We start from the raw sequence: 11,747 nt of genomic DNA, 5'->3' as shown, positions 1-11,747 counted from the left end.
AAGGTCAATGGCATGAATATCCCATGGACGGAGCGGGCGCTCCGTCGCATGTTGCAGTGCACCAAAACAAGATTCGGGAAGCGCATGCCCACCATGTCGAGCAGACAATCCTCCCGCAGCCACCGGCGGGGCATGACGACAGGGTCGGCACCTCCGTCCTCCTGCGCTATGGCACCGGCCAGCTCGGGGCGCAGATCTTCCGCGATACCCCCGCGGTACTGCTGCCGCTGTTCCTCACCACCATGCTCGGCGTAGAGGCCTGGCTGGCGGGGCTGGTCGTGCTCATCCCCAAGCTCTGGTTGATCGTCTGCGATCCGCTGGTCGGCGCCTGGTCCGACCGGCTGCGCGGAAAGCACGGGCGCGCGCCCTTCCTCGTCGCGGGAGCGGTTCTCACCAGCCTCGGCTTCGTGGCGCTGTTCACGCTGACCGAGAGTTCCAGCCCGCTGCTTTCGGCGGCGATCACCTGCTTCCTGTTTTTCCTCGCCTCCACCGCCTTCTCGATGTTCTCCGTGCCCTATCTCGCGATTGCGGCGGCGCTGTCGCACGATCCGCACGAACGCACGCGCATCATGGTCTGGCGCATGGTCTTCTCGACGCTGGGCGTGCTGGTGGGCGTGGGCGTGGCGCAGCCGCTGATCTATGCGCTGGGCGGCGGCGCGCATGGCTGGACGGTGATGGCACTGGTGCTGGGCGCAGTGTGCCTCGGCACGATGCTGGTGACCGCGCTGGGCCTCGCCCGCGTGCCGATGATCCGCGACGATGCCGCGCCGGGCAGCCTCTTGAGCCAGCTTGGCGCGATCAAGGGCAACCGGCCCTATCTGGTGCTGCTGGCAACCTGCCTGATCCAGAACATCGGGCAGGCTTCGGGCTATACCGTGATCGGCTTCATCTATCTCTATGCGATCCAGGCGATCTGGATCGTGCCGCTGTTCATCCTCGTCATGGCGATCGCGGGTATTCTCGCGCAGCCGCTCTGGCTCGCGCTTTCGCGCCGCTGGGGCAAGGAGCGCACTTACGTCATCGCCTCCGCCGCATGGGCGATGGTGACGGTAACCTGGTTCTTCGTCCACCCGGCCACCGATGTGCTGGTGAACATTCCCGGCGTGGGCGCGCTGGGCACGCAGCACGTTCTGGTGCTGGTGCGCGGCGCGGTGATCGGCGTAGTGAACTCGGCGTTCGTCATGCTCTCGCTCTCGATGCTCACCGATACGATCGATTACGAACGCCGCCGCAAGGGCATTGCCAACGAAGGCGTCTTCGCCGGACTGTTCTCGGCCATGGAAAAGCTCTCCTTTGCGCTCGGCCCGGTCGTCGCGGGCCTTGTGATGAGTGCGTTCGGCTTCGTATCCTCTACCGGCGGAGCGGTGACGCAGACGCCCCATGCGATCACCGGCATCGTCCTGCTCTACAGCCTGATCCCGGCTGGGACCCAGCTCGTCAGCCTCCTTGTGTTCTCGCGCTACCGGCTGCCCGCCGATGCGTGAGCGCGGCCGCGCTGCCCGGCTGAGGGCACGGTCGGCGGCAAGATCCGCAGCAGGCCTCATATCGGTGCTGCTGTGCTGGTCCGGTCCGGTCCGCGCCGCACCGCAGGATGACATCGCCGCGCTCGCGCCGCCCGCACCCGATTACGCTGTCGCCGGGAACTGGGCCGCCGGCCCTGCCGGTCCCGGCCCGGCGGCGGCCTTGCCCGAGGGCGCCGCGCCGGTCGCGCAGGCTCCGGGGGTGGATGTGTTCTATGTCCATCCCACCACCTTCCGCAGCCAGACCGCGTGGAACCAGGACCCTGCCGACGTCGCCGCCAGCACCTGGACGGACGAGAGCGCGGTGGCCCGGCAAGCCAGCGCGTTCGGGGCCTGCTGCCGGATCTGGGCGCCGCGATACCGGGCGGCCAGCTACAAGGCGCTGATGGACCCCGCGCACCGGGATGCCGCCTTTGCGCTTGCCTATTCCGACGTGGAGCGCGCGTTCGACTGGTTCCTCGCCCATGTCGGCGATGGTCGGCCCTTCATCATCGCCGGACACAGCCAGGGCGCCAAGCACATCGCCGACCTGCTGGAACGGCGGATCGACGGCACGCCGCTGCAGCAGCGCATGGTGGCGGCCTACATCGTGGGCATCAATCTTTCCGAAGGCGAGTTCGGCCTGCGGTACAGGCATGTCCCCGTTTGCGACAGGCCCGCGCAGACCGGATGCGCGCTGCAATGGAATGCGGTTGAGGCTGGCGCCAACCTTGCGCCCATCGTCGCCGCTTACGAAAAGGCCTTCGTCGACAGATATGGCGACGTTCCCGGCAAGCGCCCGCTCTGCATCAACCCGGTGACTTTCGACCGGTCCCGCCCCGCCGCGCTTTCGGCGCAGGCACGCGGCGCGGTTCCGGGCAGCCCGGTTTCGGCGCGATGAAGCCGCTGCGACCCGGCGCGGTGGCCGTGCGGTGCGAGCAGGGGCTTGCCGTGACCTATCCGGCGCCGGGGCTCGATGTGAGGCCGATGGCGGGCGGAAGCCTTCACTATTACGATTTCGCGCTGTTCTATGCGGACATCCGCGCCAATGCGGCCCTGCGCGCCTCGGCCTGGCTCAAGGCGCATCGCTGAACGGCCTGTCCGCAAGGCGGATAGTCGGCGCTGCGTATCGGGCAGAGTTCGCGTTTACGTCCTAGGTTGGAGGATGACTGGAAAGAACGGGCCCCGGCGGACCCGATGGGCAGCCTTCCAAGCAGAGAAGGCGTCCGGGCATCCCGGCCGGAGCGATAATGACGCATTCCAAAGGGTAGGCAGTTAGACATGACCAGACAGATCATCCTTCCGGCACTGGCCGCGGCCGCCTTCGCTGCCATGGCGGCGATTCCGGCAAGCGTTTCGGCCGCGCCGCCGGCGACTGACGCCGCGGCAGGCAAGCGCATCTTCATGCGCTGCATGGCCTGCCACACGGTGAATGCCGGAGGTGCGAACAAGGTGGGACCGAATCTGTCGGGCGTGGTCGGCAAGAAATCCGGCACGGTGAAGGGCTTCCGCTATTCGGCAGCCATGACCAAGTCCGGCGTGACCTGGAACGATGCCACGCTCGACAAGTGGCTGACCCGTCCGGCCAGCGTGGTTCCCGGCACCTCGATGGTCTTCGCCGGGCTTCCCAAGCCGGAAGACCGCAAGGCCGTGATCGCCTACCTCAAGAAGCCGGCGCCCTGAACGTGACGCGGATCGTGGAGACGGGCCTTGCGGTATCGCGCCGGTCGCTGCTGGCCGGTTCCGTCGCGGCGGCGGGACTGGCCGTGGCCGGACGCGCGCTGGCGCCTCCCCGCCAAAGCCGATGCCGCAGCCTGCGGTCATCGAGCTGAAGACGCCGGAAGGCCGCGCGGTTTCCATCACCGAATGGCGGCCGCAGGGCAGCCCGCGCGGGTGATCCTGTTCTCGCACGGGGCGGGATCGGCCCCTGCATACTACGATCCGATCATAGGGCCCTGGGTCGCAGCAGGGTGGCGGGTGCTCGCACCGCTTCACGTGGATTCGCGCGAGCACCCGCAAACCGCGCAGTACCAGGGACTTGCAAGCTGGAAGGCGCGTATCGAGGATATGCGCGCGCTCGTTTCCCATATCGGCGATGCGCCGTTCGTGGCGGCGGGCCATTCCTATGGCGGCCTCGTCGCGACGATGCTGGGCGGTGCGCAGCCGGTCCTGCCGGAAGGGCTGCAAGCGCCGCTGGTGCCGCGCCTTGCAAGGGCGGTGATCGCCTTCTCGCCTCCGCCGCCGATCCCTGTCCTCGTGACCGAGGCGGGCTACGGCGCGCTGTCGGTGCCCGCGCTGGTCCAGACGGGTACGCTTGACCTGATGCCGGGGATGGCCGCCGATGGCTGGAAGGGCCACCTCGCGCCGTTCACTGCCGCTGCTGTGGGGGGTGATCGCTATGGCCTCGTGCTCGAAGGGGCCAACCACTACTTCGGCGGCGCTATCTGCGATTTCTCGCAGCCGGGACCGCCGCAACTGGCGGCCCTGAAGCTGGCGGTCGAGCGTGCCGCGCTGTTCCTCGAAGGCTTCGGCGGGGGAAGCGCAAGGGCGCGCCGCCGTCTCGACAGGCTGGTGACGGAAGCCCTGCCGGCGCGCCTCATGAAGCGCTGAGGCTCTTCGCCATTCTCGTTGAAAAACGCCCGGAATTCGTTTCCGGGGCGTTTTTTGTGGGTTTCGGCGGTTTCAGAGCCCGAGCGCGCCGGGGTTCATCAGTCCCTTCGGATCGAGTTCCCGCTTTACCGCGCCCAGTAGGGAGAGCGCCTGGGGAGACAGCCGCTGGCGGTAGGGATAGGCCCGGCCGAGCTGGAAGTGCCCGGCGCCGTATTCCTGCATCAGCGCGACGATCGCCTGCTTGAGATCGTCCGCATAGGCGCGCGATTCCGCGTTGGCGGGGAACTGCGGCTGCTGGGACAGGTATTCCGCGCCCAATACCGTGCGGTGATAGGCGGTGCGGTCATCCGGCCAGTAAAGCGCCACTTCGTAAAGGAAGCCGGTGGCGCCGACCGGGGAGAACATCGTGCCGGTCCAGACGCCGAGACGGTCCATTTCCGCCTTGCGACCGGCGATCAGGTTCTTGAACGCGGCGTCGAACGGCACGGCCTGGTCGTGGGCGAGCACGCCGTGGATCGGCACCCAGCGCTCGCCGCCGGGGCCGAGCACGTTGAACAGCGGCGCGAAGGGCACCGAGTGGACGAAAGTCGGGATCGAGTTGGCGATCTCGCGGCCGTGCCGGGCCAGCATCCGGCGCAGGATCCTGGCCTTGTGCGCCGCCTCGTCGGCATCGAACCCCTCGATGATGAAGTGGCACATGTAGGCGCCCGCGCGCATCGGGTTCTCGCCCGCCAGCGCCATGCGGACGAGCTGGGCAAGGCCCTTCATCTTGTCCGGCGCCTTGCGCATCACCTCGGCGGCGATCTTCAGGCGCGCGCCCATGCCTTCCTGGCGGCCGATCTGCCCTTGCGACAGGGCAAGGTCGAGGCCGAAGTGGGAATCGTCCAGCCGCGCCATGGCCGCTCGCGCGAGGCGGCGTGATAGTCCGCGAAGCTTTCGAACGCGAAGCTCAGGCATTCGAAATGCGGCAGGACCGGCAGCAGCGGCAGGCGAATGCGTGCCTTGATGCCGAAAATCCCGCAGTCGCCCGTGAACAGGCCGGTGAGGTCCGGCCCGTAGAAGCGCATGGCCGAACTGGCGCTGGTCGAGAGCATTTCCCCGCTCGCCAGCACCACGTCCATCGACAGGACCGACTGTGCCGAGATGCCGTGCGCGGTGCTGCCGTGGCTCAGCGTGTTCTGGCTCATGCTGCCGCCCACGGTGGCGGCGATGCCGGAAAACGGCCCCCAGAACGGCGTGCGCAGGCCCTTGGCGTCAAGCGCGGCCTTGAGCGCCATCCACGTGACCCCCGCGCCGACCGTGACGACGGCGTTGCGTTCGTCGATCTCGATCGTGTCGAGCGCGCCGGTGTCGATCAGGACGTGACCGCCCTCGGGCAGGAGATAGGCGTCGGTATAGGATGCACCGCCGCCGCGCGGGACCATGGCGACCCCGGCCGCCGCACAGATGCGCACGGCCTCCTGAAGCGCTTTCACATCGGCCGGGCGGACAACCGCCTTGGGCGCGGCCCCGCCGCGATAGACGTCGTTCGAGAAGTAGGCGAGCGCCTCGCCCTCATGGATCACGGCATCGGCTCCCAGTGCCTTCACCAGGGCAGAAACCACTTGTTCCTCGACAATCGCGCTGCTCATCAGAATACCCGAATTTTCCATATCGGCCGCTAGGCTTGACCATTCCCGCCAGCCCCCGCGACCGCCCGGCGCCAGCCTATCCACCCTGCGGCTATCCGGCCAGCGATCAAACAGTTCGATCCCTGCTCGAATCTCCTTTCCGGGGCGCATGATCGGGCGGACAAAGGCGGCAGAGGGCATCCATGACCACGCAAAACGCAGTTCAACGCCTGAATGCACCGTGATCGAGCTTGCGGTCGAACCCGCCACGCCCGAGGCGCTGGCGCCGTTCGGTGCGGTGATCGGCCGCGATGCGCCGGTAAAGCCGGTTTCGGTCGATTTCTACAAGGGCGCGGTGAAGATGAGCTACCCCGCCCGTTTCCTCTGCGAACATCCGGTGGAACTCACGCTGGCCCAGATGGATCGCCGCCCCGGCGAGGTGCGCTACATGGAGCGCCATTTCCAGCATACCCAGGCATTCCTGCCGCTTGGCGGCAAGCCTTTCGTGGCGGTCATGGCGCCGCCGAGCGAGGGCGAGCTTCCCGACCTTTCGCAAGTGCGCGCCTTCCGTTTCGACGGGACGGCGGGCTTCGCCATGCACCTTGGCACATGGCACGAGTTTCCCTTCGCGGTGGAGGACGGGACCGACCTCGTCGTGATCCTCTCCAGCCAGTCCGGCTATGATCTGAAGGCCAAGGATGCCGTGACCGAAGAGGCGCACGGCCCCGATCTCGACAAGAAGGACATCGTTGCCCGCACCGGCAACCTGTTCCGTTTCGAACTGATGGAGTGACGTGATGGCAGAGCGCATGAACCTTGACCGCAAGGCGCGGTCGAAGGGCAGCCAGCCGGTGGTTTTCGAAAGCGGGACGGTGGACGCCCTCGCGGGACTGGTGCTGGCGCTGATGGGCGAGGTCGTCGTGCTGAAGGACCGGCTCGACGCGAACGAGCGCCTGCTCAAGGCCGCGGGCTTGCACGGCCCCGCTGATATCGACACATTCGCCCCGGACGCCGAGGCGCGCGCCTATCGCGGCGCCTACCGGCAAGGGATTTACGAGCGCGTGCTGGGCACCGCCCGCGACAAGCTGATGCCCGAGGCACTGGCCGACCAGCACGATTATGAAGGCGTCCTCGACGCCGTGACCCGCGATTAATCCGGAACGGGAGCCCCAAGACATGGAACAGTACCGCCAGGAACATTTCGGTCATGCGGTCATGCCGCAGTCCAACCATGACGAGCAGGCGATGGAGGACCACTTCCTCGCCATGCGCGCCTGGACCAGCCAGAACATGGACCCGCTCGACCGTCGCCTGCTGGACGAGGTTATCGTCCCGGAGATCGAGAAGAAGACCGGCAGCAAGCCGACCTCCAGCACCCAGGTTCGCGGGGCGCTGGAAGCCCATCCGCTGCACCAGTACTGGCTGACGCTCTCGCTGTTCTATCAGGACCGCATCTGGCTTTCGCTCGACGGTGCGATCGACCGCCAGTTTGACGACCTTTCGGCCAAGGTCGAGGCGCAAGTGGCGGAGCCCAAGGGCAGCCTGCGCCTGAATCCGGACCTTGCGATCCCGCGCTACATCTCGTCCTTCGATCATCACCGCATGCCGGGCAGCTACACGGTCGACACCGCCGCGGGCGATTTCCGCGCCGGCGCGCTCTACGACCGGTTCGCTTCCACGTACCTCCGCAATCTCAACGGCGGCTGGAAGAACGACGGACGCGGGCACACGCTCGCCAGCCATGTCCAGGACTTCTACCCGGACTTCAAGCCCCGGCGCATCCTCGATCTCGGCTGTTCGGTCGGCCATTCGACCGTGGCGATTGCGCAGGCTTTCCCCGATGCGGAAGTCTTCGCGCTCGACGTGGGCGCGCCGATGCTGCGCTACGGCCATGCCCGCGCCGAGGCGATGGGCGCGGCGATCCACTTCAGCCAGCAGGACGCCGAGCATACCGACTTCGAGGACGAGAGCTTCGATCTGGTCTGCTCTTCCGCCGTGCTCCACGAGACTTCGGCCAAGGGCATGCGCGGCATCTTCAAGGAGAGCCACCGCCTGCTGCGCAAAGGCGGGATCATGTGCCACGTGGATGTGCCGCCGCGCCATGAGCATCTCTCGCTTTGGGACCAGATGCGCTGCGACTTCGAAAGCCACTACAACAACGAACCGTTCATGACCTCGCTGGCGCGTACCGACTGGATGAAGGTCGCGGTGGATGCCGGTTTCGACCCTGAAGAAGTCATGGTCGGCTACCGCAAGGGCACGTTCTTCCTCAAGCCCGACCGGGCGGACTTCTTCACCGAAGGCCACCCCGAAGGCCGGGCGATGATCGGCAGCTGGTACGCCTGCTCGGCTACCAAGTGACCTTTCCGGGCAGGTGGGACGGCACCCCCCGTTCCACCTGTCGGATACCGAAAAGCGGCGGCTTTGCGCCGATACAGCCGGGCATAGACTTCGGCCTTCAGCACTATAGAGGAGGGCTTCGAGCCTCATGCCGGTCGAGATAAACGGTCTGCTCAACCACAACATTTCGAGCGAAACGCATCCCGTTCCCTTCGAGACGTTCGATCCCGAAGGCATCGCGCGGATGGCGCGCCTCCATGACGCATGGGGCTATGACAAGGTGCTGGTCGCCAATGCCGCGATCATGCCGGACAACTTCACCATCGCCGGATATGTCGCCGCGAACACGACGCGGCTCGCGTGATGCTGGCGCACCGGCCGGGCTTCATCCCGCCGACCATGGCCGCGCGGATGCTGGCCACGCTTGACCGGTTGATGCCGGGCCGCGTCGGCGTCCACATCATCACCGCCGCCAGCGACGAGGAAACGCAGGCCGACGGCGATTACCGGACCAAGGTGGAGCGCTACGACCGCGCGAAGGAGTACATCTCGGTGCTGCGCCGGATATGGACCAGCGAAAAGCCCGTCGATCATGAGGACAAGTGGTTCCGCTTCAACGGCGGTTTTGCAGCGATCAAGCCCACGCAGGGCACGGTGCCGGTCTATTTCGGCGGGATGAGTCCGGCAGCGCTCGAAGTGGCGGGCGAGTATTGCGATACTTTCGCCACTCTCTCCGATACGGTGGCAGGGATGACCGAAGTGGTCGCCAAGGTGCGCGAGGCCGCCGCGCCGCATGGTCGCTCCCCGCGCTTCCTGATGTCGATCCGCATTGTTATCGCCGATAGCGAGGAAGCGGCATGGGCCCGCGCCGACGAGATCCGCGAGGCAGTGGCCGCCAATATGGGCAAGCTGGCGCCGAACACCGCCGCCGTGAAGGCCGACGGGTTCAAGCGCACCGCCGAACTCGCCGCGCGCGGCGACAGGCTGGAGAAGTGCTTCTGGAACGGCATCAACCAGCTTCGCGGCGGGCAGAGCAATTCGGGCACCCTTGTCGGTACCCCGGCCCAGCTCGCCGATGCGCTGATGGACTATTACGACGCCGGGGTTTCGGCGTTCATCCTGCGCGGTTTTGATCCGGTGGAAGACGTGATCGCCATCGGACGCGACCTTATCCCGCTGCTGCGCGCGAAAGTGGCCGAGCGCGATGCCGAACTGGCGGAGGCGGAACCCGTGCCGGCCTGACCGGGCGCCGTTTGCCTGAGGGATCGAAGGCCGCGCCCTTTCACGGGGGCGCGGCCTTTTCCTTTCACCTGGCAGTGCGGCGGAGGAAGGGCATCATGCGTTCGAGAGCCCGATCCGGGCAGTCGAAGGCATCATGTGGCCGCAGCGGTCGATGACTTCGAGCGATTTGTCGGTGCTGCCGAGCAGCGCGAGCGCCTGTTTACCGTCCCGCTCCAGCGTGGTTTCGTGGTCGTCGGCGGACCAGAGCAGCAGCGTGGGCGCGGTGATCCGGCGCAAGTCGTCCGGCGTTCGCGCGAAGGACGTGGACGCCGCCACCGCCTTGCCGATGGCGGGATCGCGCAAGGGGCGGCTGTTGAGGTCGGTCCACTGGGCCACCAGCGCGGGAGTGATGCGCGCGGGATCGACGACATTGGCGAGCAGGATCTGCCGCCAGTATTCCGGCGCGTGCCAGCCGGGGTGGGTGCGGTCCTCGGCCAGCGCGACCTTGAGCGCGGGGGGCAGGCCGTCGAGGTCGAACTTCACCGGCCCCGCCGCGATGTTGTTCAGCACCAGCGCCCGCACCCGCTTTGGCCGGGCGGCAGCGTAGGCGGCGGCGGGCAGCCCGCCGCTGGATGTCGCGACCATGACGAAGCGGTCTGCCTTCAGCCGGTCCATCAATCCGTCGATCACGCGGATGCGGTGCTCGATGGTATAGTCTCCGGCAGGGCTGGGGCCCGAGAGTCCGGCGGGAGACTGGTCGTAGCGGATCACCCGGTAATGGCGCGAGAGCCTGGCGGCCCAATCGTCCCACTGGCGCAGGCTGGCGTAGGAGCCGTGGACCAGCAGGATCGCCGGGCCCTTGCCCTCCACGACGTAATGGACGCTTTCCCCGTCGATCTCGGCGAATTGCGAGCCGGGCAGCGCATAGCGGCTGCGCAGGGCGGCATCGCCGAGCGGGGCCGGCTCGGTCTGCGCGGCGGCGGGAGACAGCGCCAGGGCGGCCAGCGAGAGCCCGCAGATACGCGCAAGCCGGATCGGCCTCATGTCCGTTCCTCCCGCGTGGCCTGCAGTTCCATGACGACGTATCGGCCGTTGTAGTTGCACGAAGTGCCCCGCGCGCTTGCAAGGTCCGGGGCGAAGGTGAGCTGTGAAAGGCCGAAGAAGGTATGGCTTTCGGTGGCGAAATGCTCGGGGTCAGCCTCGTAGCCATAGCGCAGGTGCCACTCGCCCGAGGGCAGGGGCGTGAGCTTCTCGGCGAAGCTCACCGAGCGGGAGGTCTTGAAGCCGGTGGTCTCGATGGCGACGGAGAAGGCATCTCCGCCGGGAACGAGCGTCATCCTGCCGTCCCATTCGTAAAGCGTATCGCCATCGGGCCCGAGCGTGGCGCCGTGGAGGGCCCAGGTGCCGGCCAGATCGGGCCCGGTTCGATCTGGCACGCTCACTTCGTCACCGTCCGATCGAGCCAGGCGCGCAGGTCCCTTGCGGTTTCCCCGGGCAGTTCGAGCATCGGGTAGTGGCCGAGATCGGGATAGTGGATCACGTCCACTTTCGTGCCCGAGAACTCCTTCACCGCATCGGCGGCGAGGTACTTCGGCAGCACCGGATCGGCATCACCCCATTGCAGCAGGATTGGCGCCTTGACCCGCGCGCGTCGTCGCCCGCGCCCTTGGCCCAGACCGCCTTCTTGTTTGTCTCGTAGTAGTCCTTCACGCGGGCGAAGCCGCGGGCAGGGTGTTGGTCTGGTAGTACCAGTCCACCGTCGCATCCGTGAGGCGTTCGGGCTTGCCGTAGAGTTCGGAAAGCGCGCGGCGATAGTAGAAGCGCGGGTAGTAATTGGGCACCAGCGTTTCGTGGGTCCAGACCATCGCCCACATCAGGCGGCTGAAATCGCTGGGCGGCGGGGCTTTCAGCGGCAGGGCCGAGAGCGCCAGCGCCGTGACCTTCTGCGGATACTTCGCAGCGTAGAGCGTCGAGACGTGGCTCCGCTGGACGTGCCGACAAGGGCGAAGCGCGTGACGCCCTTCTTCTCCATCAGCTGTTCCAGCAGCGCCACCACGCCGGGCATCCCGGTGGAGGGGGCGCTGTCCGTCGAGAGGCCGTAGGGCGGCCAGTCGAACCGGATCACCCGGTACTTGTCCTTGAGCGCGTCGGTCCAGCCGTCCCATTCGCGCAGGTTCGTCATCGAGCTGTGGAGCATCACCACGACCGGGCCATCGCGCGGACCTTCGTCGCGGATGTGGAGATTGGCGGTGCCGATGCGTTCGAACGTCGAGGGCGCGGTAGCCTGCGCCGCCTTTACGCTTTCATAGGACGGGTTCCACCAGCCCAGCCGCATCGTCAGCAGCACGAGCGCCAGCAGGACGACAACGGCAAGGACCGCGCTCCCCGCCGTCTTGAGAATTCGACCGACCGTCATCGCTGTTTCCCCCCTGGGTAGGCTGTCATGGCCGGGCGATTGCGCCCGGCC

Annotated in this window: 16 protein-coding genes and 1 pseudogene; 10 read left to right on the top strand and 7 right to left on the bottom strand. The window is 67.1% G+C overall.

Features of this window, described 5'->3' with window-relative positions:
* The first annotated feature begins 56 nt into the window (after positions 1–56).
* From ADT71_RS18155 to ADT71_RS18135, 6 genes are all read left to right on the top strand, one after another.
* Positions 57–1,484 (top strand): MFS transporter, encoded by a 1,428-nt coding sequence (locus tag ADT71_RS18155; protein ID WP_231636014.1) that lies wholly within the window; start codon positions 57–59, stop codon positions 1,482–1,484.
* Positions 1,477–2,400 carry a DUF3089 domain-containing protein gene (locus ADT71_RS18150; RefSeq protein WP_082370431.1) on the top strand — a complete coding sequence of 308 codons (924 nt, stop codon included), beginning with the start codon at positions 1,477–1,479 and terminating at the stop codon, positions 2,398–2,400. Before ADT71_RS18155 ends, ADT71_RS18150 begins: the two co-directional genes overlap by 8 nt.
* Positions 2,397–2,591, top strand: coding sequence for a hypothetical protein (locus ADT71_RS18145; protein ID WP_054439028.1), 195 nt, complete (start codon positions 2,397–2,399; stop codon positions 2,589–2,591). The genes ADT71_RS18150 and ADT71_RS18145 overlap by 4 nt, the downstream gene beginning before the upstream one ends.
* 189 nt (positions 2,592–2,780) lie before the next feature.
* Positions 2,781–3,182: a cytochrome c family protein gene (locus tag ADT71_RS18140; protein ID WP_054439023.1), complete on the top strand. Its 402-nt coding sequence runs from the start codon at positions 2,781–2,783 to the stop codon at positions 3,180–3,182.
* Positions 3,183–3,184: 2 nt separating this feature from the next.
* A complete protein-coding gene (locus ADT71_RS32295; protein ID WP_197283073.1) occupies positions 3,185–3,331 on the top strand; it encodes a hypothetical protein in 147 nt (48 codons plus the stop codon).
* Positions 3,332–3,365: 34 nt separating this feature from the next.
* Positions 3,366–4,109 carry a serine aminopeptidase domain-containing protein gene (locus ADT71_RS18135; protein WP_231636013.1) on the top strand — a complete coding sequence of 248 codons (744 nt, stop codon included), beginning with the start codon at positions 3,366–3,368 and terminating at the stop codon, positions 4,107–4,109.
* Between the two features lie 72 nt (positions 4,110–4,181).
* On the opposite strand, the gene ADT71_RS34040 is transcribed toward ADT71_RS18135, so the two are convergent.
* Positions 4,182–5,006, bottom strand: coding sequence for an FAD-linked oxidase C-terminal domain-containing protein (locus ADT71_RS34040; RefSeq protein WP_231636012.1), 825 nt, complete (start codon positions 5,004–5,006; stop codon positions 4,182–4,184).
* Complete coding sequence (locus ADT71_RS34035; RefSeq protein ID WP_231636011.1) at positions 4,916–5,740, bottom strand: FAD-binding oxidoreductase; 825 nt, start codon at positions 5,738–5,740, stop codon at positions 4,916–4,918. Before ADT71_RS34035 ends, ADT71_RS34040 begins: the two co-directional genes overlap by 91 nt.
* A 148-nt stretch (positions 5,741–5,888) precedes the next feature.
* On the opposite strand from ADT71_RS34035, the gene ADT71_RS18125 reads away from it, so the two are divergent.
* The 4 genes and pseudogenes from ADT71_RS18125 (at position 5,889) to ADT71_RS18110 (ending at position 9,301) form a co-directional block, all read left to right on the top strand.
* Positions 5,889–6,512, top strand: coding sequence for an ureidoglycolate lyase (locus ADT71_RS18125; protein ID WP_054439021.1), 624 nt, complete (start codon positions 5,889–5,891; stop codon positions 6,510–6,512).
* Positions 6,513–6,516: 4 nt separating this feature from the next.
* Complete coding sequence (locus ADT71_RS18120) at positions 6,517–6,873, top strand: hypothetical protein (protein WP_054439114.1); 357 nt, start codon at positions 6,517–6,519, stop codon at positions 6,871–6,873.
* 22 nt (positions 6,874–6,895) lie between these two features.
* Positions 6,896–8,080: a class I SAM-dependent methyltransferase gene (locus tag ADT71_RS18115; protein WP_054439019.1), complete on the top strand. Its 1,185-nt coding sequence runs from the start codon at positions 6,896–6,898 to the stop codon at positions 8,078–8,080.
* Positions 8,081–8,207: 127 nt separating this feature from the next.
* Positions 8,208–9,301 (top strand): annotated as a pseudogene (locus tag ADT71_RS18110) (LLM class flavin-dependent oxidoreductase).
* A 93-nt stretch (positions 9,302–9,394) separates the two neighbouring features.
* Here ADT71_RS18110 and ADT71_RS18105 read toward each other — a convergent pair.
* The 5 genes from ADT71_RS18105 to ADT71_RS34020 form a co-directional block, all read right to left on the bottom strand.
* The gene (locus tag ADT71_RS18105) at positions 9,395–10,324 is read right to left on the bottom strand and encodes an alpha/beta fold hydrolase (RefSeq protein WP_231636010.1); all 930 of its coding nucleotides are present in this window, start codon (positions 10,322–10,324) and stop codon (positions 9,395–9,397) included.
* Positions 10,321–10,716 carry a hypothetical protein gene (locus tag ADT71_RS18100; protein ID WP_132469558.1) on the bottom strand — a complete coding sequence of 132 codons (396 nt, stop codon included), beginning with the start codon at positions 10,714–10,716 and terminating at the stop codon, positions 10,321–10,323. The genes ADT71_RS18105 and ADT71_RS18100 overlap by 4 nt, the downstream gene beginning before the upstream one ends.
* Positions 10,717–10,718: 2 nt before the next feature.
* Positions 10,719–10,880 carry an alpha/beta fold hydrolase gene (locus ADT71_RS34030; protein ID WP_231636009.1) on the bottom strand — a complete coding sequence of 54 codons (162 nt, stop codon included), beginning with the start codon at positions 10,878–10,880 and terminating at the stop codon, positions 10,719–10,721.
* A 106-nt stretch (positions 10,881–10,986) separates the two neighbouring features.
* Complete coding sequence (locus ADT71_RS34025; protein WP_231636008.1) at positions 10,987–11,145, bottom strand: hypothetical protein; 159 nt, start codon at positions 11,143–11,145, stop codon at positions 10,987–10,989.
* Between the two features lie 41 nt (positions 11,146–11,186).
* Entirely contained in the window at positions 11,187–11,696 is a 510-nt protein-coding gene (locus ADT71_RS34020; RefSeq protein ID WP_054439016.1) for an alpha/beta fold hydrolase, read from the bottom strand.
* Positions 11,697–11,747: the final 51 nt, after the last annotated feature.

This window comes from Novosphingobium sp. ST904 (assembly GCF_001298105.1).
Taxonomy (GTDB): domain Bacteria; phylum Pseudomonadota; class Alphaproteobacteria; order Sphingomonadales; family Sphingomonadaceae; genus Novosphingobium.
The sequence above is the reverse complement of the archived record's forward strand: the minus strand, read 5'-3'. Positions and strand labels throughout refer to the sequence as shown.